This window comes from Stutzerimonas frequens, assembly GCF_024448335.1.
In the GTDB taxonomy this organism is placed as follows: Bacteria; Pseudomonadota; Gammaproteobacteria; order Pseudomonadales; family Pseudomonadaceae; genus Stutzerimonas; species Stutzerimonas frequens.
Window position 1 is genome coordinate 109,414 of the sequence record NZ_JAMOHM010000002.1, and the last position, 21,484, is coordinate 130,897.

The following is a 21,484-nucleotide window of genomic DNA, read 5'->3' on the forward strand; positions in this document are numbered from 1 at the left end:
ACCAAGCGCGTCAGTAGACGTTTTTTTGCCTGAAGATAGGTGTTAGCTAATGATCAGACACCCCAACCGGCCCGCCAGACGTTCTACGCGACTGGCCCTGGGATTGACGGCCGCGCTGTCGGCCATGGGCGTCTGCGCCGCCGATTGGCCGAAGGGCGATGACGGCCTCGCGTTATTGGGGGTCAATCTGTCCGGTGCCGGCTTCGCGCCCCATATCACCCCCGGAAAGAACGGTACCCATTACTTCTATCCGCAAAAGAAGCATTTCAAGTACTACGCCGATCAGGGGATCAAGCTGATCCGTTTCCCCTTCATCTGGGAGCGGGTTCAACATTCCTTGGATGATGGATTGAACTTCGACCAGATCCGGTTGTTGAAGAAGACCCTGGATCTGGCCGCGATGAATGGCCAGAAGGTCATTCTCGATATGCACAACTACGGTCGTTACCACGGCGAGCTGATCGGCTCGAGCAAGGTGCCCTACGAAGCCTATGCCTCGGTCTGGCGACAGCTGGCCGAACGCTTCAAAGGCCATCGCGGCCTGCTCGGCTACGACATCATGAACGAGCCGTACGGCACCGTCGGGCTCTGGCCAGGCGCGGCGCAGGCGGCGGTCGATGCGATTCGCGAAGTCGATGATCAGACGCTGATCTTCGTCGAGGGCGAGCGCTGGTCGAGTGCGTATCACTGGCCACAGGTGAACGCCAACTTCCTGATCAACGACCCGGCCGAGCGCATCGTCTACGAAGCGCACCTGTATTTCGACCAGGACTTCTCCGGCAAATACATGGCGCAGACCAGCCGCGACATCGACCCGATGATCGGCGTCGAGCGCGCTCGCCCGTTTATCGAGTGGCTGAAGAAACACGGCCAGCGAGGCTTCCTCGGCGAATACGGCATTCCCGACGACCTGCCCGAAGCGGCCGTCGCCATGGACAACCTGCTCGCCTACCTCAATGACAACTGCGTACCCAGCGCCTACTGGGCCGGCGGCCCCGGCTGGGGCACCTACAAGCTTGCAATCGAGCCGCGCAAGGGCGAGGACCGTCCTCAGATGGAGCTCATGCGCAAACACCTGGCGAACGACTGCACTGCCATTGGCCCTACCCCCGCGCACACCGCTGACTGATTCTGGAGTGACTCGAACATGAAATTCGGACTGCTATGGCACTCGTTCTCATCCGGCAACCTCGGGGTTGGCGCCCTGAGCATTTCCAACATGCTGCTGATCGACGAGGCCGCGCGCAAATGCGGGATCACCCCGGAGTTCCTGATCATCGGTTCGTCCGGCCCCTGCGACTACCCGCCGTCCACCGAGCGTTTCAAGTACGAATTCATCGAGTTCAACGAGAAGGCGCTGCTGAAGAATCCCCACGGCCTGTACCAGGCGATCAGCTCCTGTGATGCGGTCTTCGACATCGGCGAGGGCGACAGCTTTTCCGACATCTATGGCGCCAAGCGCCTGATCAAGCTGCTGGTCAGCAAGGGCATGGCACTGGGTGGCCGCGTGCCGCTGATCCTGTCGCCGCAGACCATCGGCCCGTTCAAGTCCGATTGGGGTACCAAGGCCTCGGCCTGGGCGATGAAGAAGAGCACCATGGTCTTCGCCCGCGATCACCAGTCCTTCGATGTGCTCAAGCAGCTCAACATCCCCAATCGCGACGAAGTCATCGACGTCGCCTTCGCCCTGCCCTTCGAGCGCCAGAGCGAACAGCGCGATCCGAGCAAGCTGGCTGTCGGCCTCAGCGTCTCGGCACTGCTGCATCACGGCGGATACGAAGGCACGGCCAATCAGTTCGGCCTGCGTGCCGACTACAAGGCGCTGACCGACCGGCTGATCCGCACGCTGCTCGAGCGCGGCCACGAAGTACACCTGGTACCCCACGTGATCCCGATCGGCTTCCCGGCCGAGGATGACTACACCGTGTCCCAGCAACTGCAGCAGCAGTATCCCGAGCTCAAGCTGGCGCCACGCTTCAAGGGGCCGATCGAGGCCAAGTCCTACATCAGCGGCATGGACTTCTTCGTCGGCGCACGCATGCACGCAACCATCGGCGCGTTCTCCGCCGGCGTACCGGTCGTGCCGCTGGCCTACAGCCGCAAGTTCGCCGGGCTCTATCAGTCGCTCGACTACCACCGTGTGGTGGACCTCAAGACCGAGGACACCGAGAGCGCACTGGAACTGGTTCTGTCGCACCTGGACAACCGCGAACAGCTCAAGACTGAAGTCGCCGCCAGCGGTGCGATCATCCGCCGCAAGCTGGACGCCTACAGCGTGGCGCTGGAACAGATCCTCGCCAGCCTGCACCAGCCCCAGGCCGCGTATCAGAGATAATCATGCGCGATCACGCCCTGATGGGGGTTACCACGGCGGCTCGCACCGCCGTGCAGCTCGGCACCCTGCTGATCCTCGCGCGAACGCTGGGGCCGAGCGATTTCGGCTTCATTTCGATCGTGATCACCTGGTCGACCATCGTCGCCCTGGTGACCGACTACGGCTTCGGCATGCGCGCGCTGCGCGACATCGGCGCCGAGCGCCATCGCGCGGGCGAGATCATGTCCGCCAGCCTGGCGGCGAAGTCCGTACTGGTAGGGCCGGCCTGCATCGTGCTGCTGCCGATCATCCTGTTCGTCCTCGACCTGCACACCACCGAGCGCTTTGCCGCGGTGTTGTTCCTGCTCGGCACCCTGGCCTCGTCCTACGGCGACCTCGGCCTGACGGTGTTTCGCAGCATCGGCCAGTTCCATCGCGAAACGAAGATCGTGGCCGCGACGGCACTGGTGCACTTCATTTTGATCGGCGCCGCGATCCTGCTGCGCAACGACGTGCTGGCCATCGGCCTCGCTTTCCTGGTTTCGCGCCTGATCTACGCCACCTTCGCTCTGCGCGCGCTGTCGAAGATCCTCGAACTGGGCGGCATCCTGCGCAACTCCTGGCAGGTGCTGGGCGAGCGCTTCAAGTCTTCCACCAGCTTTGCGGTGGACAGCGGCGCGACCAACATCTTCGCCCAGCTCGACGTCATCCTGGTCAACCACCTCGCCGGGCGCGAAGCGGCGGGCATCTACTTCGCCGGCTCGCGGTTGATTCAAGGCGCGGTGCCGTTCAGCGTGCTGCTGGCCAGCGTGCACATCCCGCGCTTCGCCTACCAGCTGCACAACAAGACCGCCGGGCTGGCCCGCTACGGCCTGCGCATCCTTGGCGAGTACGCCGGCATGGGACTGATCTTCGCCCTGGCGTTCTTCTTCATCGGCCCGCTGTTCACCGACTACTTCCTCGGCGCCGAGTACGCCGAGCTGAACACCCTGTGGCTGGCTTTCGCCTGCTTCACCGCGGCGCGCTTCATCGCCGCCGGCCTGGGTGTGCAGCTGATGGCCATGGGCACGGGCTTCTTGCGTACCTTCGGGATCATCGCCTCGGGCGTGATCACGGTGCTCTGTTACTGGATTTTCATTCCGTCGCACGGAATACAGGCGGCCCCCTGGGTGTCCACTCTGGGCATGGTCGTCCTGACAGTTATCTACGGTTATGCGGTGCTCGCCATCTACCGCAAGCGGCGCCAGCCCGCATGACCGGACTCGTCAAATACTGCCGGTCACGCCATGCGCTCGACCGGCCGCTCAAGGGAAGGCAGGTATGAAAGCTCTACTGAACCGCGTACTGAACAACGACCTGTGCAGTGGCTGCGGCATGTGCAGCTCGGTCGCCGAGGACGATGCCATCAAGATTCGCCTGACCGGTGATGGTTATCACCGCCCGGTGCTCAACAGCCAGTACCAGGACAAGCCGGTGGCCAGCGAACAGACCAGCGCGGCCTTCGCCAAGTCCTGCCCGGCACTGAACCTGGACATCCGCCCGTACAAGTCGGCGAACTATCACCCGATCTGGGGCGAGATTCTCGACACGCTCAAGGGCTACGCCGCTGATGACGAGATCCGCCAGGCCGGCTCCTCCGGCGGCGTGATCTCTGCTCTTGCACAGTACTGTCTGGAACACAAGCTGGTCGATGGCGTGATCCAGATCCAGGCTTCGACCACCGATCCGCTGGAGAACGTCGCGACCATCAGCCGCTCGCGGCAGAACGTCATCGCCTCCTCCGGCTCGCGCTATGCGCCGGCCAGCCCGGGTGAAGCGCTGAAATGGGTCGCCATGTCCACCGAGAAATACCTGTTCATCGGCAAGCCCTGCGACGTGGCCGCGGTGCGCCAGATACAGCAACACAACCCGCGGCTGAAGGAAAACATTCCCTACATCGTCTCCTTCATGTGCGCCGGCACGCCGAGCCTGCAGGGCACCGAGCAGGTGCTGGACAAACTGGAAGTCGAGCGCAAGGACGTCACCGCCTTCCGTTACCGCGGCGACGGCTGGCCGGGGCTGACCAAGGCCACGCTGAAGAACGGCGACGAGCGCACCATGACCTACAACGATTCCTGGGGAAAGGTGCTCAACCGGCACCTGCAGACCCGCTGCAAGATCTGCCCGGACGGCATCGGTGAGTTCGCCGACATCGTCTGCGCCGATGGCTGGGAAGGCGACGAGAAAGGCTATCCGTCGTTCGAAGAGCGCGAGGGCAACTCGCTGATTCTGGTACGCACTGCAAAAGGTCGCGAACTTTTTCGCAACGCGGAGGCTGCTGGCGTTGTCAAAGCCGAGGCTTTCGATACCGGCAGCATCTTTGCCATCCAGCCGTTTCAGTACTACCGCCGCACGACGATCCTGCCGCGGTTGCTGGCAATGAAGCTGCTGATGCTCAAGACCCCGGCGTACAAAGGCTTCGAGCTTGGCAAAGGGGCAAGGGAAATCGGGTTCTACCAGAGCTTCAAGGCGTTCACCGGCCTGCTGGTGCGGCGCAAGAAGATCAAGAAGCGAGCGCTGGAGACGGCATGAAAGGCCGTAGCGCTCAGGGAACCAATACCTAAGGACTCAGGTTGATGACGAATTTCACCTCACGCTTCTTCTTTTTTCCGCTGCTGATCCTGGCGATCGTGCTGCATTTTTCCGTGTTCGGTGACAGCCCGCACAACCCCTACGGCATCAAGGGGCTGAACGAGGCGTATCTCGCGGTCTGCATCATCTTCACCATTTTGCTGTTGCTGGCCTCGGCGGAAGACGCCCCGCGTGAGTTTCGCATCCTGATGTACTACTGCCTGTACAGCACAGTGGTCTTCCTGCTGATGCCGGCGGTGTTCGCCTACTTCACCTATGGCCAACCGATCGTCTTCGGACTCATCGAAGAGCGAAGGGTACTGTTCTGCCTGGGCTTCGCGCCCCTGTTGTTCCTCGGCAAACGTGTCAGCACCCTGCAGTTCGAGCGCGCCCTGCTCTATGCGGCACTGGCCGCTGCGTTCTTCTCCTGGTGCTTCAAGTTCGGTGTAATTCCCGACATGCGCCCGGAAGTTCGTTCGGATGACCGCCCGGACCGCTCGTCGATCGGCCCTTACCTGCTCTGCCTGGGCTACTTCTACTGCATCCAGATCTGGTCGAAGGGCGCCTCGCCCATTAACGGCGCTGCTCGCAGCAAGACCTTCTACCTGGTGATCGCCGCACTGTTGCTGCTAACTCTCGTGTTCGCCACCCAGACCCGCCAGCTGATCGTGCTGTGCCTGGCCTTCACCCTGTTCTGCCTGCGCGCCAAGGCAGTCATCTGGGCCGCCTCGCTGGCGATCCTGCTATCGCCGTTCTATTTCTATCCGAGCCTGCTGGAGATTCTCGGCCTCAACGTCGAGTTCTATGACAGCTCCCTGGAAAGTGTGGAAGACGGCGCTCGCTCCCATACCATCGCCGCGATCTTCGCTCACCTCGACCAGGTCAACTGGCTGCCCAGCGGTTCGCTGTCGCTGATGTGGCAGGACGGCTTCATTCCCTATTTCGGAGAGCATTTCTTCCTCTCGGACGTCGGCATTATCGGCACGCTGTTCCGCTTCGGCTTCCTCACCTTCCTGATCGTACCGATGACGCTGTTCGTCTATCACCGCATTGCCAAGAACATCGCCAGCGACATGACCTTCATCTACGCGACCATGCTGGCGTTCTTCGTCATCTGGCCGCTCAACGGCTTCTTCGAATACGGCCAACCGGTTTTCGCATTGCTGTTCGTCATTCATGCCCTAAGGGCCCGTCATCTTCGCAGCCAGGAACGTATCCATGAACGTCGCGCTTATCCTCAACTACAAGGCAGCTACTGAAACCATCAGTTGCGTTGAGAGCCTGCTCGCTCATTGCCCGGCTCTCGACCATGTGGTGGTCATCGACAACGACTCCCAGGACGGCTCCGTGGTGGCGCTCCACCAGTGGCTGGAGGCACAGCCACGACACAACGTGACCGTACTGGCCAATCCGGAAAATAACGGCTACGCCGGTGGCAACAACTACGGGCTGCGCTGGGCGCTGGATAACCTGCCAGTGACCAATTTCTGGATCGTCAACAACGACACCTATGTCGACAGCGACGCGCTCTCTCCGCTGCTGGCAGCCTTGGCGGAGAACGACCGCCAGTTCGTTGGCTCGGTCATCCTCAGCGCCGATACCGGGCGCCTGGAGTGCTACGGCGGCGGCAAGCTCTACCCGCTGCTGGGCAAGGCCAAGCTGCTGGGCAAGGACCAGTCGCTCGAAGCCATGGCAAACAACAGCGAGCAGCCCGACTACCTGATGGGCTGCAGCCTGGCGTTCTCGGCCAAGCTGATCGACCGCATCGGCATGATGGACGAGGCGTACTTCATGTATTCCGAGGAAGTCGACTGGCAGTTTCAGGCGAAGAAGAAAGGCGTGTCGATCCGCGTCGTGCCCGAGAGTCGCCTGTTCCATTACGGCTCGCTCAGCTCGGGCGGCCGTTCGGCCTTCTACCACTACTACCGCAACCGCGCGGCGACCCGTTTCAACAAGCGCTTTTACGGCCAGGGTTTCGCACTGGCGTCGGCCTGTTTCCTGTCGGCGATCACCGTCATCAAGGAGTACAACCACCCCAGCCTCGCCTGGTCCGGCATCAAGGGCGCATTCAAGGGAGTAACGATGAGTGTCTAACCAGACTAACCACGCGTTCGGTGTGAACTTCTATACCGGCAGCAAGGCAGCCCTGCTGGACTGCATTCGCGAAGGGGTCAGGCAGCCCTACTCGTTCGTGGTGACACCCAACGTCGATCACCTGGCACAGCTGCAGGATAACCCTGCCCTGCGCGAGGCTTACGCCAAGGCTCGCCTGCGCCTTTGCGACAGCCGGATCCTGCAGCCGCTGCTGCAGCGGCTCGGTGTGCAGATCGAGGAAGTCATTCCCGGCAGCGACCTGACCATGGACCTGCTCGACTGGGCCAATCGCGAGCATCTGCGCATCGTACTGATCGGCGCCACCGAACAGGAATGCAGCAAGTTGCGCGCGCTCTATCCTGGCATCACGGTGTACCACCATAACCCACCCATGGGTTTCATCAACAAACCGGAAGAAGTGCAGCGAGCCCTGCAGTTCGTTCGCGAACATCCTTCCGAACTGGTGTTCTATGCGGTCGGCGCGCCGCGTCAGGAAATACTCGCCAGTTCCATCGAAGGTCACGAACGAACCGGCATGGGCTTCTGTATCGGCGCATCCATCTCGTTTGCCACCGGCAGTATTAAGCGTGCACCCGTATGGATGCAGAACTGCAAACTCGAGTGGCTGCACAGGATGCTTTCCGAGCCCAAACGATTGGTAAAACGTTACGCCCATGATGCGCTGTTCATAGTTCCGGCATTCATGCGGGAGAAGAGCTACCGGATGGACAAGGCCAAACCGGCCAAGCAGGACAGTTGAGTCATTCATCGAAAAAATGGCTGCAATTGCACTGAAACACGATGAACCCCGCCTGACCGGGACGGTCTATCCCTACTGTGAAAAGTGCGACGCGATGGCAATTCAACATCGAACTAACCACGCGCGTCGCGCGTCCCAGGCAGAAGGCAGCGGTGCTTACTCTCAACGAATAAAGGATTAAACCCTGCCGAATTAAACCGCAGTCTTACTGCCAGGAGGAAAAGCAATAACGCTTCCGCGTAGCTGAAATAAAAAAGCTGCAGGAGATGAACATTCAGGAAGGAGAGAAACTTTGGCTACCGATCCGATTTGGTCGCTGAGGAGTATGGAGTAATGACTCCGATCCTCTTGGAAAGGCGAAACAACAACTCGAATGCCTCAGGCAGAACAGTGAATCCAGCCGTCTCACTCTTTGAACAACAACCACTCCGTCAAGGATGAACAACCCCATGAAACCATTTATTGCTCTTGCTTTTACTTCCGCACTGGCGCTGCAGGGTTGCGCCTTCGCCCCTGGCCAGTATCTCGATCCCGATGAATTCAAGGATGGCGCCGAAGCCGAGCACGGCACGGTCCAGCTGATCCGCATCACGCCGGAGATGCTCAAGGGCGACCTGGCCTCCGACATGGGTACCTCCAGCAAGCAGGAACTGCTCAACTACAAGCCCAGCGCCTACCGCATCGGCGCCAATGACCTGCTCTACATAACCGTATGGGATCACCCGGAATTGACTGCACCCTCCGGCCCGCAGCAGCAGCTAGACGCCAACGGTCGTCTGGTGCGCCCTGACGGCACCCTCTTCTATCCGTACATCGGCAACGTCGAGGCCGCTGGCAAGACCATCGAAGAGCTGCGCTCCACCATCGCCCGTCGCCTGACCAACTACATCGACAGCCCGCAGGTCGACGTCTCGATCCTGCGCTTCGGCAGCCAGCGCGTGGTGGTCTCCGGTGCGTTCGATACCGCCGGTGAAGTACCGATCACCACCGCGCCGATGACCATCACCCAGGCCATCGGCCAGGCCGGCGTGGACACCGAAACGGCCGACCTCACTGGCCTGACCCTCAAGCGTGACGGCCGCGAGTACATGCTCGACGTCGACTCGCTGAACCGCCCGGACTCCTGGCTGCATCAGGTTTACCTGAAGGACGGCGACCAACTGCACCTGCCGTACAACGACCAGCGCAAGATCTACGTGTTGGGCGAGGTAAACCTGCCGCAGGCTCTGTCCTTCAAGGCCACCAGCATGAACCTGATGGATGCAGTGGGCACCGCTGGCGGCATTCGTCAGGAGACCGCCGATGGTGAGGCGCTGTACGTGATTCGTGGCGCGGAAGACATGATGACCGAGCCGGCCAAGGTCTTTCAGCTGAACGCCAAGTCGCCGACTGCCTTTGCCCTGGCCAAGCACTTCCCGCTACAGCCGCAGGACGTCGTGTTCGTCGGGCCGGCCAACATCACCCGCTGGAACCGCTTCATCAGCCAGCTGCTGCCGTCGGCCAACGTCATCGGCATCGGTGCCGCAGCGGACTACAACCTGAACCGTTAAGCAGCATCGCTTGATCGCCTGACGATCAGGCAATAAAGAAGCCGCAGAGTCATCGCCGATGCTCTGCGGCTTTTTCGTATGTCAGCGGTAGCCATTGCAACAAGCTGCCTGCACGGCAATGCATCCAATGGCAACCGGATGCAAAGCCGCCATCGGCGGCGGCACTCGCCCCACCGCCCCCGCCAGTCCGCAGCGGCTGAGCAAGCACACGGGACTCACCCCGAACGAAAAACGGGCCTGCTACAACTCGGTATCAGGCCCGTTTCGCTAAACGGTTTCGATGGCGTTAACGCACCGCCTCGAACAACCCGGCAGCGCCCATGCCACCGCCCACGCACATGGTCACTACGCCGTAACGCAGATTGCGCCGCTGCAGTTCGCGCACGATGTGCCCCGCCGTACGCGAGCCGGTCATGCCGAACGGATGACCGATGGAGATCGAGCCGCCGTTGACGTTGTACTTCTCGTTGTCGATGCCCAGCGCGTCGCGGCAGTACAGGCACTGCGATGCAAAGGCCTCGTTGAGTTCCCACAGGTCGATGTCGTCGATCTGCAGCCCCTTGGCCTTGAGCAGACGCGGCACGGCGTATACCGGCCCGATGCCCATCTCTTCCGGCTCACAGCCTGCCACGGTGAAACCACGGAAAAAGGCGCGCGGCTTGAGGCCAAGTTCGATGGCCTTGTCCAGGCTCATCACCAGCGTCATCGAGGCGCCGTCCGACAGTTGCGACGCGTTACCGGCGGTGACCGAACCATCCTCGGCGAAGGCCGGCTTGAGCCCGGCCAGGCTTTCCAGCGTGGTATCCGGACGGTTGCAGTCGTCACGGTCGACCACGCCCTGGTGCAGCATACGTTCGCCGGTGTTCTTGTCCTCGGTGAAGTACTGCACGTTCATCGGCACGATCTCGTCGCCGAACAGCCCATCGACCTGAGCGCGCGCGGTGCGCTGCTGGCTCTGCAGGGCATAGAGGTCCTGCTGCTCGCGGGTGACGTTGTAGCGCCGCGCCACCAGCTCGGCCGTCTGCCCCATGGTGTGGTAGATACCTGGCACGCGCTCCTGGATGATCGGGTTGAACAGGTGATCAGTGTTGCGGCTCTTCAGCGTCAGGGTGATGGACTCGACCCCGCCGGCGACGATGATGTCACTGCAGCCCGAAGCGATCTGGTTGGCCGCGACCGCGATGGCCTGCAGGCCCGACGAGCAGTAACGGTTCAGCGTCATCCCCGAGCAGGCGATGCCCAGGCGTGACAGCACGGCCACGTTGCGGCCGATGTTGTAGCCCTGCGCACCTTCATTCGAGCCGGCACCGACGATGCAATCCTCGACCAGCGCCGGATCGAGGTCGTTGCGCGACAGCAGCGCATCGACGCAATGCGCCGCCATGTCGTCGGGACGGGTCATGTTGAACTTGCCGCGGAAGGACTTGGCCAGGCCGGTCCGCACGCTATCGACGATCACTACTTCACGCATGGGATACCTCAGTTATCGAGGCGGTCGCGGGGATGTTATGACGGCGCCGGGCGCACGGATTGTTCCACGACCGCTGGGTGGACGGTGATCCGAGCATAGTTCCGGCGTCGCGAGCATGGCGACGACCATTCAGCAAGCATATGCACGGCCATCGCCTCGCCGGCCGGCCCCCTTTTGCGCAGGCTTGCCGGCAATCCCGAAGGTGAGCGCATAGCGCCTGACCAGCGGCCTCGCTGATTCGCGGGCAAGTCCGCCCCCACAGAGGCGTGGTGCGCCGGACCAGGGATCGTTCCTAACGCTTAACAGGGCAGCGGAATTACCCTTGCCCACAGGAACGATACGAACGACAGAAGCAGGCCCGGCGTGGGAGCGGTCTTGACCGCGAACAACCCACCGGCAGCTCGGCGGTCACAGGGCGCGGTCAACGCCCCTTCTCGATCGCCGCCTCCAGCGCCTCGTTCAACGTCCGCAGTACCTTCACCCTGGCGAAGCGCTTGTCGTTCGCCTCCACCAGCGTCCAGGGCGCGATCTCGGTACTGGTGCGGTCGACCATGTCCGCCACAGCGTGGCCGTACTCATCCCAGCGCTCGCGGTTGCGCCAGTCTTCATCAGTGATCTTGAAGCGCTTGAAGGCGGTCTCTTCCCGCTCCTTGAAGCGCTTGAGCTGGGTCTTCTTGTCGATGCTCAGCCAGAACTTCACCAGCACCACATCCCCGTCCACCAGCTGCTCTTCGAAATCATTGATCTCAGAATAGGCACGCAACCACTCGTCCGGCGTGCAGAAGCCTTCGACGCGCTCGACCAGCACACGCCCGTACCAGGAACGGTCGAAGATGGTGAACTTGCCGCGTTCCGGCACATTGCGCCAGAAGCGCCAGAGCCAGGGCTGCGCCAGCTCTTCATCGGTTGGCGCAGCGATCTGCACGGTGCGGTAAAGGCGTGGGTCGAGCGCCCCGGTGACGCGCCGGATCGCACTGCCCTTGCCCGCCGCATCGTGTCCTTCGAACAGCGCGAGCACCCCGCGTTTGCGCAAGCGGCGGTCGCGCAGCAGTTGCGACAGGCGCGCCTGCTCCGTCACCAGCTGCTGCTGGTAGTCGTCCTTGGTGAGCTTCTGGCTCAGATCCAGGCTGTCCAGCAGGCTCAAATGATCCAGATCGATCTGTAGCGGCGCCGAATGCGGCTGCGACGCCGCCTGCCCAGGCTGCTCCGCAGCGGCCAGCGCGGCCTGCAGACCTTCAAGCAGGATGCGGCCGACGGTCAGGCTGCGGTAACGCTCGTCCGCACCCTCGATCACATACCAAGGCGCAAAATCCCGGCTGCTGAGGCGCAGGATTTTCTCACCATGGCGCACGAACTTGTCGTAAGTCTTCGACTGTTGCCAATCCAACGGGCTGATGCGCCAGCTGTGCAGCGGGTCATTCTTCAGCGAATCGAGCCGGGCGTTCATACGCTCCTTGGACAGATGGAACCAGAACTTGAAGATCAGCGCGCCCTCGTCACAGAGCATCCGCTCCAGGCGCTGCGCCCGCGCGGTGGCGAGTTTCAGCTCGGCACCATCGATGCGCCCGTGCACACGATCCTCGAGCATCTTGCTGTACCAGTTGCCGAAGAAAATCCCGGTGTGGCCCTTCGGCGGCAGGCGTCGCCAGAAACGCCATGCCGGTGGATGCGCGAGCTCTTCGTCGCTGGGCACATCGAAGCTGTCGACACGTATCAGCCGCGGATCCATCCACTCGTTGAGCAGCTTGATGGTTTCCCCTTTGCCGGCGCCCTCGATGCCATTGATCAGTATGAGGACCGGGAACCGCGCCTGGGCCTTGAGCCGGTACTGCGCCTGCAGCAGCGCTTCACGCAACTCGGGCACCGCCGCATCGTAGGCCTCCTTGCCGATGGAGTGACCAATTTCGGCTGATTCGAACATCGCTTTCTCCGTCCAGGTGATGCGCTCAACCCTAGCAGGCACCCTGAAGGCATAGCGAGCAGCGCGTGAAAAAATAACCGCAGCCTTGATACGGTTTATTCCTCCTGAAGCGAAGCTGCAGCCGTTATCGAAGATGGCGTGCTGTTGAATTTGCACACCCCTCTCCCTGCGGGAGAGAGACGGCGGGAAGCAGTCCAGATGCCCAAGCATCAACCTGGAGCGGGACCGATGCCGGCGAAACAGCGCGAGGAGCAACGGGTAATTCGCCGTGCGAAGTACGGCGCGTCCGCCGCAGCGCGATGACATTCACCGCCTGCCTTGAGGCAGAATAGCGACCATGAACGATCTGCCTTCCTACCCGAGCTGCTGCACGCCACTCACCGACCACTGGCCGCTACCGCAAGCCTTGGCGGGTGTCAGCCTGATGAGCACACGCTTCGACCCGGCATTGCTCGACCCCGAGGATTTTGGCCGCTGGGAGATTCCCGCACAGAAAGGCGTCAGCAAGCGGCGGGCCGAGTTTCTCGCTGGACGCTTGTGCGCTCGGGAGGCCCTGCGAGGCCTGACCGGCACTGCATTCGTGCCGCCAGTGGGTGAAGACCGCGCGCCGCAGTGGCCGCGCGGCGTCGTTGGTTCCATTACCCACGGCGCAGGATGGGCAGGCGTGGTGGTGGGTTCCAGTCAGCAATGGAGCGGACTGGGACTGGATATCGAGCGCATTCTTGCTCCCGAACGAGCCGACCGCCTGGCTGCCGAAATCCTCACACCCCGTGAACTGGAACTCTACTCTCCGCTAAACGAAGACGAGCGCTCCAAACTGGTTACCCGAACCTTCTCGTTAAAGGAAAGCCTGTTCAAAGCACTGTATCCGCTGGTGAAGCGACGCTTCTACTTCCAGGATGCCGAAGTGCTGGACGCCACTCGTCAAGGCGTGGCGCGCCTGCGTTTGTTGATCGATCTGTCCGCAAACTGGCGCAACGGCATCGAGCTTGGCGGCCAGTTCACTACCTTCGAAGGCTACCTGCTCAGCTTGATCAGCATTCCAGCCCAGCCCGGCGAGATCGAGCCAAGCTAGTCGCGCTGTCGACAAAGCGATAGACGACCCCGTTTTTCAGCGCTGGCAAGCCGACGAGCCAACCATCACCTCATCCGAAAAACCGAACCTGCGAGCTATAAGCGAGTCAACCAGACACCCCAATTCACCGGCGCGCACGCCTATAATCGCGCCTTTCAGAAACCGACACAGGTGAACACATGGCCAATCCATACCACGATCACAACCTGGCCCTGCTGGCCCATCTGCGCGGCATCCTGCTCGCCATGGGCGAGGCCGAACAAGTCTCGGAAGAAAGCCACGCATTGTTTCTCGAACGCTTCGACGAACTGATCATGAACCTGCAGAACGTCCCGGAAGAGCGCCACATGGGCCAGGACCTGATCTGCCAGGTCTTCCACCGCTATCCCCAGATCGCCCACCTGGTTCCGCGCGATTTACTGTGGTACTTCGGCGGCGACTGCCTGCACTTCATGCCGGATGACGAGATTGCCGTCTTCCAGCAACTCGAAGAGCGCCGCTACGAAGCCGAGCAGAACGACGAACCGTTCGACTGGAACCGTGAAAAGCAGCTGTTGAGCATGTCGGATGAGGGCGCACGGCACTGATATCCGACACCAGCCAGCCGAATGGCGAGGAGTATTTGACCAACAGAGAGGCAATCAACAACCGCTAATGGTGGGGGCTGAAGCCCCCTTGGGAAGGGAGGTACTCTCACGGTGGAGGCTGTTGCAGAGGAGATTTAAAATCGCGCCTTCCCAACCAGCAGGGCTGTTCAGAAGCAGCCAGAAGACTAGGCCACCCCTGACGTAACTCTACTTACTCAGGCTCTACCCGCCGCTGCTGGTAGATCCAATCGACGATCTCACCCTCCGGCACATACCCGCTCACCACTTCACGAAGCAGTTGCCGCACCTGGGGGTAATCGTCGCTCTCCACCGCCTTGAGCAATTTCGCCAGCCGGTCCTTGAGCACATCCCAATCAAGATGCTCCTCATCGGCGCGCATGATCATAGGATGCTCGGTAGGGCTCACGTTGTCGCCGATCAGCAGCTCTTCATACAGCTTCTCGCCGGGGCGCAAGCCGGTGTACTCGATCTTGATATCCCCATGCGTGCACCTCTCGGATCGCACGCTCAAGCCGGAAAGATGAATCAGCTTTTCGGCCAGCTCGGCAATACGCACCGGCTGCCCCATGTCCAGCACAAACACGTCACCGCCCTGCCCCATCGACCCCGCCTGGACAACCAGCTGCGCCGCCTCGGGAATGGTCATGAAATAACGGGTGATCTTCGGATGCGTCACCGTCACCGGCCCGCCCGCGCGAATTTGTTGATAGAAGCGCGGAATCACCGACCCGGAAGAACCCAGTACATTACCGAACCGCACCATCGTGAAACGGGTCTTGTTGACGTGATGCACGGCGTTCGCAATGCCGAACAGGCTTGGCGCCGGTTCACGGCTGAGCGCCTGCAGGATCAACTCCGCGACACGCTTGGTACTGCCCATGACATTGGTCGGCCTAACGGCCTTGTCAGTGGAAATCAGCACGAAATTGCTGACACCCGCCTGCACTGCCGCCTGGGCAGTGTTCAATGTACCCACCACATTGTTCAGCACACCCTCAGCAACGTTGTGCTCGACCATGGGTACATGCTTGTACGCAGCAGCGTGATAAACCGTCTGCACGCCCCAGGTGCGCATTACATCCAGCACACGGTCGGCGTTACGTATCGAACCGAGAATCGGCACCAGGCGAGTCGAGATAGCCTCCCGCTCAACACGTCGTTCCAGCTCAAGATGAATGCTGTAAAGGTTGTACTCACTGTGCTCGAACAACAACAACACCGCGGGCTGGCTCGCAATTATCTGCCTGCACAGCTCGGAGCCAATGGAACCACCAGCCCCGGTAACCATCACAGCCTGGCTGCGGATGCACTTTTCCAGTAGCTCTTGGACTGGGGGAACGGCGTCACGTCCAAGAAGGTCGGCAATGTCCACTTCTTGAATGTCATCAACCTGGACCTTGCCACTCGCCAAGTCCATAAACCCCGGAACAGATCTGACGTGGAGCGGATAATGTTCAAGCATTTCAAGTATCTGCCGCCGCCTGGCTCGGGTAGCCGACGGAATGGCGAGAAGTATTTCAACCGCGCCGGTGTCTTCGACCATCTGTTCAATATGTTTGGCTGAATAGACGTGAAGACCGGCGATGGAACGGTTGTACAGATTCGGGTCGTCGTCGATAAAAGCGACCGGCCGCATCGCGCGCCCCATCCGAAGCGCAGCCACCAACTGATTTCCTGCCGCACCAGCACCGTAGATCGCAACTTTAGCCAGCCCGGCATCTCGAGCTTTGAATTTGCTCAACGACGCAGGTGTGAACCAATTACCCATGAAGTAATGGCGCATTACGAGCCGCAGCCCGCCAATGAGCACAAGACTCACCCACCAGTAATTAAATACCATGGACCGGGGGATAAGTTTGGGCGCATCGGTATACCAATAAATGGCAAGCGATAACGACAAAGCTGAAAGTGAGACAGCTTTAACGATGGTCATCAGCGCGTCATTACCGAAATAGCGCATGACGGCACGGTACATACCCAAGCGTACAAAAAAGGGAATCGAAACGACCGGGGCTATAGCGAACAACCAGGAGTGGCCGCCAAATGGTTCTGCAAACTCGGCATTACCAAGGCGGACATAGAAAGCCAGCCATAGCGCCAACCAGACCAGCAGAACGTCCACAGCAACCTGAATCAGGCGTTTCTGCCGCCGCGGCAAACGAACCAGATGGGTTCTCACTTTCTCAGCGAACCTAAGCATAAAAGTCTTGTTCTTCGGCGAATGGGGCGGCACTGGAATTGGATACAAGCCAGGCCAATAGGTTAGTCGAAAATGCGATCTCCAGAGCCCCCACCAGTTAATGTCTGGACGATATATTTCACGTAAGTCGCCAGCGTAAGGCTGGAAATCATTTTCTGATCCATTTCCGCAAGCAACGCCGGGGTCGACATATCTACCCCTCGCACTTGCGCGAGCCCGGTGATGCCGGGCCGAACGGCAAACACACCACGCTTGGCGCGCTCATTAGTGAGTTCCTCCTGATTGAACAAACCCGGTCGAGGCCCTACCAAACTCATTTCGCCCTTGAGCACGTTCCACAGCTGAGGCAATTCATCCAGCTTCGTCCGGCGCAGGAAACTACCAAATCGAGTGACCGAGGCGCTGCTGGCAAGATGAGTTGGTACGGAGGCGGTGCCTTGCGCCATGGTGCGAAATTTGACCAAGGTAAAAGGCTGCTGGTGCCTCCCTACACGGACCTGCCGAAATATCGGTGAGCCTGTATCAAACATACCGATGATCGCCAGCGCTATAAGCACCGGCGCACCAACAACCAGCCCTAGAAGGGAAAGCACTATATCGAACGTCCGAATCACACGCGGCCTCCCTGGCTTGAGGTAACGAAACAGCGGCGGAGGCCATCCTCGACCGAATGGCGCGGCTGCCATTCGAGCAGCTCGCGCGTCTTGGTGATATCCACCTGGAGCGAGCCCAACAGTCGGTGGGCCAAAGCACGTTTGCCCAGCAGCGTAGCAGCGAACTTGAGAATTCCGGCCGGAAGGGGAATCAGCCGCGCGCGCTTGCCCATCGCTATGGCCAGCCCGCGGATCAACTCAGGGGTCGACAGATCCTGTCCGTCGCCGGCAAGGAATATCTGATTGGCGGCAGCGGGATGATCAATGCAGCGAACGATCAGATCGACGAGATTGTCGATGCCCACCAGCGAGCGCTTATTGTGGATTGCACCGAACGGAAGCGGAACCTCTTTCTCGACCAACTTGATCAGGCTCCCGAAATTGCCTTTGACGCCGCTCCCATACACAAGCGGAGGACGGATAATTACCACTTCCATGCCGGTTTCGGCGGCCAGCAGCTTCAACCCTTGCTCAGCCTCCAGCTTGGAAAGCCCGTATGCATCCTCCGGCGCAGGCAAGTCATCCGCGAGGAAAGGCTCGCCCGATACTGTCGCTTCACCATTGACCTTGATGGTGCTGATAAAGACGAATCGCTTCACACCTACAGATGAAGCCTGTTTTGCCAGATTGAGCGTGCCAACAACATTTACCGCCCGGAAGGCAGAGAGCGGGTCCACGTCCGACTCGTTCATTACATGGACACGTGCGGCGCAGTGAACGACTGCATCAACCCCATTGAAAACGCAGGGATCGAACGCTCCGTTCGCCAGATCGCCAAGTTCGACGTATCTCACTGCTTTTCCAATACAAGCGCTGTTGGACAAAATCGGCTCAGTGGATGGAAGCGTTCGAACTGCAGCAATTGGTTGCCAGCCCTCCAATTCCGCCAAGCGAAGCAGCAAGGCCCCACCAACGAATCCATTCGCCCCGGTCACGAGTACGTCCATCAATCGGCCTCCCGGACGAGCTCAAGAACGTCTTCCGCCATGGCCCCCATGATTCGGCGACGGGAGAAACGCTCGACGAACTCCGGACGCGCCTTTGGCTCCAGGCTCAATTTTTCCATTGCGGCAATTGCACCCTCGACATCACAGGGCGCAAACACCTCTGCGTTTGTAACTTCCGTCCTGACAAAGTCCGCTGCAAAGCCGGCAACGCCCGCCAATACAGGCTTACCGGTCGCCGCGTACTCGAACAGTTTGGACGGCAATACTCGTCGAAATGCGCTGAAATCGTTCAAATGTAGAAAAAGCACATCCGCCTGTTTGTACATCTCGAGCAACCGCTCGCGCTGAACTGGCGGGATCAATTCCACGTTGGTCAGATCGCCTCCGGCCACAGCATCTCGCAGGGCCTGAGAGCGCCCTCCGGCACCAACGATACAAAAATGAGCCCGCGCGCCCAGACGTTGCGCGAGCGCCGGAATGATCAAATGCAGCCCCTGCCCATCGCCAATGTTTCCGGCATACAGAATACATAGACGCTTGTCGGGAGCGTTAACGGCAAGCCCAGTCCCCGGGAAGTTTAGAAAATCATCATCCACCCCATTCGAATACAACGAGAACCGTTGCTTCGGATATCTAGGCTGGAAATAGCCCAGGAAGCCAGCCGTAACCAGATTTACCTTCTCGGCCCGTCCAACCGCCCAGCGCTCGAGTGCAGCAAAAGCAACCGAAAAAAGCTTTCCAAGCGGAGCGGTAAACAGCTCTCTCAAGTTTTCAACGAAGATGTCACGGATATCCAAATACAACCGCGCCCGCTGGCGACGAGCGATCCAGCTTCCCAATACAGCCGTCATCAACCTCGATGACGTCGCCACCACAACGTCATAGTGACCTTCGCCAGCAATTCGATTGGCCTGCAAAGCAAAAGCTGCAAACGCCTTTGCCTGATCGACAAACCCGCTCTTATGCACTGGCAGCTGGACGCGCCGGATGCGTAAACAGCCTTGCTCCTCGACAGCTAGCGTCTCACTGGCGTGGGAGTGGTAGCGGTTGGGCTGTGTGGTCAGCACGTCGATATCTACTTGCCCACCGGCCTGCTCACAAAGCGCATCAACCAATGCCTTGGCGCGAAAAGAGCCTGCAGAGAGATCCGGCGGATAGAAAAAAGTAAGTAGCAGAATTCGTTTAGGCATTACATATCACTGATCCAACCGAGGCGGAATTTAATAAAAAGCCACACCCCATTAAAAATGCCAAATAAAAGGAATAACCAGAACCACCACAAACCCCGAAATCAAGCTCAGTGGGATACCAAGGCGGGCATAATCGGAAAACTTATAACGACCTGGCCCATAAACCATCATATTAGTTTGATAGCCCAGCGGCGTAATAAAGCTAGCGGAAGCAGCAAACATCGTCGCAATCACAAACGGCAGGAACGACACACCCAGCTTTTCTGCGACCGCCATCGCGATGGGAAACATTAAAATCGCCGCCGCATTATTGGTAATAACCTCAGTAAACGCCGCAGTGAGCAGATACACAAGAGCCAATGCTACCCATGGCGTTATTTTATCGGAGACAATCAAAAACTCTGCAATACTTTCCGCAGCGCCAGTCAACGTCATCGCGTTGCCAAGGGAAAATGACGCGGCGATCGCTACCAAAACGGGCAAATCGATATAACGCCGAGCCTTACTTGCCGTAATGCAACGAGTAACGAGCATAGCACCGGCAGCCAGGAACGCAGCCTCCATGATCGGCAACAGTCCGAACGCTGAGAGCAATACCATTAACAGCAATATTCCCAGAGCCAAGGGTGCCTTGTGGAAATTGGGCGGGGTTGAATCGTTCAACGCACTGACCAATAGAAAATCACGGCGAAAACGGTACTGCTCGACAAACTGGTGACTGGCCTCAAGCAACAACGTGTCACCCACACGCAACGAAATATCGCCCAGCTTTCCGGGAATCCGGTTGCCATTGCGAGATATCGATAGTATCACTGCATTGAAACGCGTACGGAATTGAGATTCACGCACGGTTTTGTTCAGCGCTGAAAACTCCGTCCCAAGCACCACCTCAACCAAGCAACGTTGATGATTAGCCAGCTCCAGCTTATGAATGCTGCCATTGGCCGGTTTTAAACCTTGGATTCGGCGCAGCTCGCTGGCGCACTCCGGCGCCCCGATAAAGTACAGCTTGTCTCCTGGCTGCAAGGTTCGGTCAGGCTCTGCCGCCGTGATCAGGCGCCCCTGCCGGTTGATCTCCGCTAGATAGCCATAGGACAAATGACGCAAACCTGCCTGCTCAATAGTCTTGCCAATTAGAGGGCCGGGGCTTACCACCTCCACCTCGACCCCATACTCTCGGACCTGCTCTAATTTCTCCCTTACTCCACCGCGGCTAGGAAGCAGCCTGTCAGCAAATAGTACGAGGAAGCTGATGCCAACAAGCAACAAGGCCCCCCCTACCCAAGCAAGCTCGAACAAGCCGAGGTGCGTGCCGGTTTTAGCCCGCAATAAACCGTCCACAACCAAATTAGTACTAGTTCCAATTAGCGTGCAAGTTCCGCCCAAGATGGTCGCATAACTAAGCGGCAGCAAGAGCTTAGACGCAGGTATCCGTAGACGCTGAGACCAGTCCTGAATTGCTGGAATAAACATCGCAACCACAGTGGTATTGTTCATAAAGGCGCTAAGCAGACTGGTTGGTACGAGCATTCGTACCTGCGCGCCACGCACAGATTGCGGCTGCCCAAGCAAGCGTGAAGCCACCCACTGCACCGCACCGGTTTCCTTCAAACCAGCGGCCACCACATACAAGGTGCCGATAGTAATAACCCCCATATTGGCAAAACCTGCCAACGCATCGTGAGGAGGCAGAATGCCGCTGATCACCAGAAAGGCCAGCGCAGCCATCAGGATCAGATCGGCAGGGATTCGAGTAGCGGCCAGTGACAACAAGACTCCGACCACCACCGCAAGGGTAAAAATGGCATCCAATTCCACAGGATTCATCCCAAGTCAGTATCACGCCTTCGCGCGACAATAATTGATATCGCTTGCAGCTTGGCAGCACTACCAAAGGAAATTAACATGCCAGTTCATCAGCTTCCCTACAGTCATTCAAGGATGCACGAATAGTGAAGAAAAATTTCTTTAGGAAATTTCAGATATAAAAAATTCTTGATCGAAACACGATTAAGCAATTTTCCATTGATACAATAGCATCCACACCAGCACTGGATATGATTTCAGCATAGCGTCGAAAACGCCACCAAT

At 59.4% G+C, this 21,484-nt stretch carries 17 protein-coding genes; 10 read left to right on the forward strand and 7 right to left on the reverse strand.

Annotated features, from left to right (window positions below):
* Positions 1-49: 49 nt before the first annotated feature.
* The 8 genes from NAO55_RS03260 (at position 50) to NAO55_RS03295 (ending at position 9,328) form a co-directional block, all read left to right on the forward strand.
* Positions 50-1,129: a glycoside hydrolase family 5 protein gene (locus NAO55_RS03260; RefSeq protein WP_102840267.1), complete on the forward strand. Its 1,080-nt coding sequence runs from the start codon at positions 50-52 to the stop codon at positions 1,127-1,129.
* Positions 1,130-1,147: 18 nt separating this feature from the next.
* The gene (locus tag NAO55_RS03265; RefSeq protein WP_063540493.1) at positions 1,148-2,335 is read left to right on the forward strand and encodes a polysaccharide pyruvyl transferase family protein; all 1,188 of its coding nucleotides are present in this window, start codon (positions 1,148-1,150) and stop codon (positions 2,333-2,335) included.
* A gap of 2 nt (positions 2,336-2,337) precedes the next feature.
* Entirely contained in the window at positions 2,338-3,570 is a 1,233-nt protein-coding gene (locus tag NAO55_RS03270; RefSeq protein ID WP_102840266.1) for an oligosaccharide flippase family protein, read from the forward strand.
* A 64-nt stretch (positions 3,571-3,634) separates the two neighbouring features.
* Positions 3,635-4,885: a Coenzyme F420 hydrogenase/dehydrogenase, beta subunit C-terminal domain gene (locus NAO55_RS03275; RefSeq protein ID WP_102840265.1), complete on the forward strand. Its 1,251-nt coding sequence runs from the start codon at positions 3,635-3,637 to the stop codon at positions 4,883-4,885.
* 44 nt (positions 4,886-4,929) lie between these two features.
* On the forward strand, positions 4,930-6,183 hold the full coding sequence (locus NAO55_RS03280) for a hypothetical protein (protein ID WP_102840264.1): 1,254 nt from the start codon (positions 4,930-4,932) through the stop codon (positions 6,181-6,183).
* Complete coding sequence (locus tag NAO55_RS03285) at positions 6,143-7,018, forward strand: glycosyltransferase family 2 protein (RefSeq protein WP_102840263.1); 876 nt, start codon at positions 6,143-6,145, stop codon at positions 7,016-7,018. The genes NAO55_RS03280 and NAO55_RS03285 overlap by 41 nt, the downstream gene beginning before the upstream one ends.
* Positions 7,011-7,778 (forward strand): WecB/TagA/CpsF family glycosyltransferase, encoded by a 768-nt coding sequence (locus NAO55_RS03290; RefSeq protein ID WP_063540498.1) that lies wholly within the window; start codon positions 7,011-7,013, stop codon positions 7,776-7,778. The genes NAO55_RS03285 and NAO55_RS03290 overlap by 8 nt, the downstream gene beginning before the upstream one ends.
* Before the next feature lie 449 nt (positions 7,779-8,227).
* Positions 8,228-9,328 (forward strand): polysaccharide biosynthesis/export family protein, encoded by a 1,101-nt coding sequence (locus tag NAO55_RS03295; protein WP_102840262.1) that lies wholly within the window; start codon positions 8,228-8,230, stop codon positions 9,326-9,328.
* 286 nt (positions 9,329-9,614) lie between these two features.
* On the opposite strand, the gene NAO55_RS03300 is transcribed toward NAO55_RS03295, so the two are convergent.
* Together NAO55_RS03300 and pap are read right to left on the reverse strand one after the other, a co-directional pair.
* Positions 9,615-10,799 carry a thiolase family protein gene (locus NAO55_RS03300; RefSeq protein WP_102840261.1) on the reverse strand — a complete coding sequence of 395 codons (1,185 nt, stop codon included), beginning with the start codon at positions 10,797-10,799 and terminating at the stop codon, positions 9,615-9,617.
* A gap of 421 nt (positions 10,800-11,220) precedes the next feature.
* Positions 11,221-12,720 (reverse strand): polyphosphate:AMP phosphotransferase, encoded by a 1,500-nt coding sequence (pap, locus tag NAO55_RS03305; protein ID WP_102840260.1) that lies wholly within the window; start codon positions 12,718-12,720, stop codon positions 11,221-11,223.
* A 337-nt stretch (positions 12,721-13,057) separates the two neighbouring features.
* Here pap and NAO55_RS03310 point away from each other — a divergent pair, with 337 nt between their 5' ends.
* Positions 13,058-13,795, forward strand: a complete 738-nt coding sequence (locus NAO55_RS03310; protein WP_102840259.1) for a 4'-phosphopantetheinyl transferase family protein — start codon at positions 13,058-13,060, stop codon at positions 13,793-13,795.
* A gap of 179 nt (positions 13,796-13,974) precedes the next feature.
* Positions 13,975-14,382, forward strand: a complete 408-nt coding sequence (locus NAO55_RS03315; protein ID WP_046619785.1) for a PA2817 family protein — start codon at positions 13,975-13,977, stop codon at positions 14,380-14,382.
* A 211-nt stretch (positions 14,383-14,593) separates the two neighbouring features.
* On the opposite strand, the gene NAO55_RS03320 is transcribed toward NAO55_RS03315, so the two are convergent.
* From NAO55_RS03320 to NAO55_RS03340, 5 genes are all read right to left on the reverse strand, one after another.
* A complete protein-coding gene (locus tag NAO55_RS03320; protein WP_102840258.1) occupies positions 14,594-16,603 on the reverse strand; it encodes a polysaccharide biosynthesis protein in 2,010 nt (669 codons plus the stop codon).
* A 62-nt stretch (positions 16,604-16,665) separates the two neighbouring features.
* Positions 16,666-17,217 (reverse strand): sugar transferase, encoded by a 552-nt coding sequence (locus tag NAO55_RS03325; RefSeq protein WP_102840257.1) that lies wholly within the window; start codon positions 17,215-17,217, stop codon positions 16,666-16,668.
* Positions 17,214-18,203, reverse strand: a complete 990-nt coding sequence (locus tag NAO55_RS03330; RefSeq protein WP_102840256.1) for a UDP-glucose 4-epimerase family protein — start codon at positions 18,201-18,203, stop codon at positions 17,214-17,216. The genes NAO55_RS03325 and NAO55_RS03330 overlap by 4 nt, the downstream gene beginning before the upstream one ends.
* On the reverse strand, positions 18,203-19,393 hold the full coding sequence (locus tag NAO55_RS03335; RefSeq protein ID WP_102840255.1) for a glycosyltransferase family 4 protein: 1,191 nt from the start codon (positions 19,391-19,393) through the stop codon (positions 18,203-18,205). The genes NAO55_RS03330 and NAO55_RS03335 overlap by 1 nt, the downstream gene beginning before the upstream one ends.
* A 51-nt stretch (positions 19,394-19,444) precedes the next feature.
* Positions 19,445-21,220 (reverse strand): SLC13 family permease, encoded by a 1,776-nt coding sequence (locus NAO55_RS03340; protein WP_197932474.1) that lies wholly within the window; start codon positions 21,218-21,220, stop codon positions 19,445-19,447.
* Positions 21,221-21,484 lie beyond the last annotated feature (264 nt).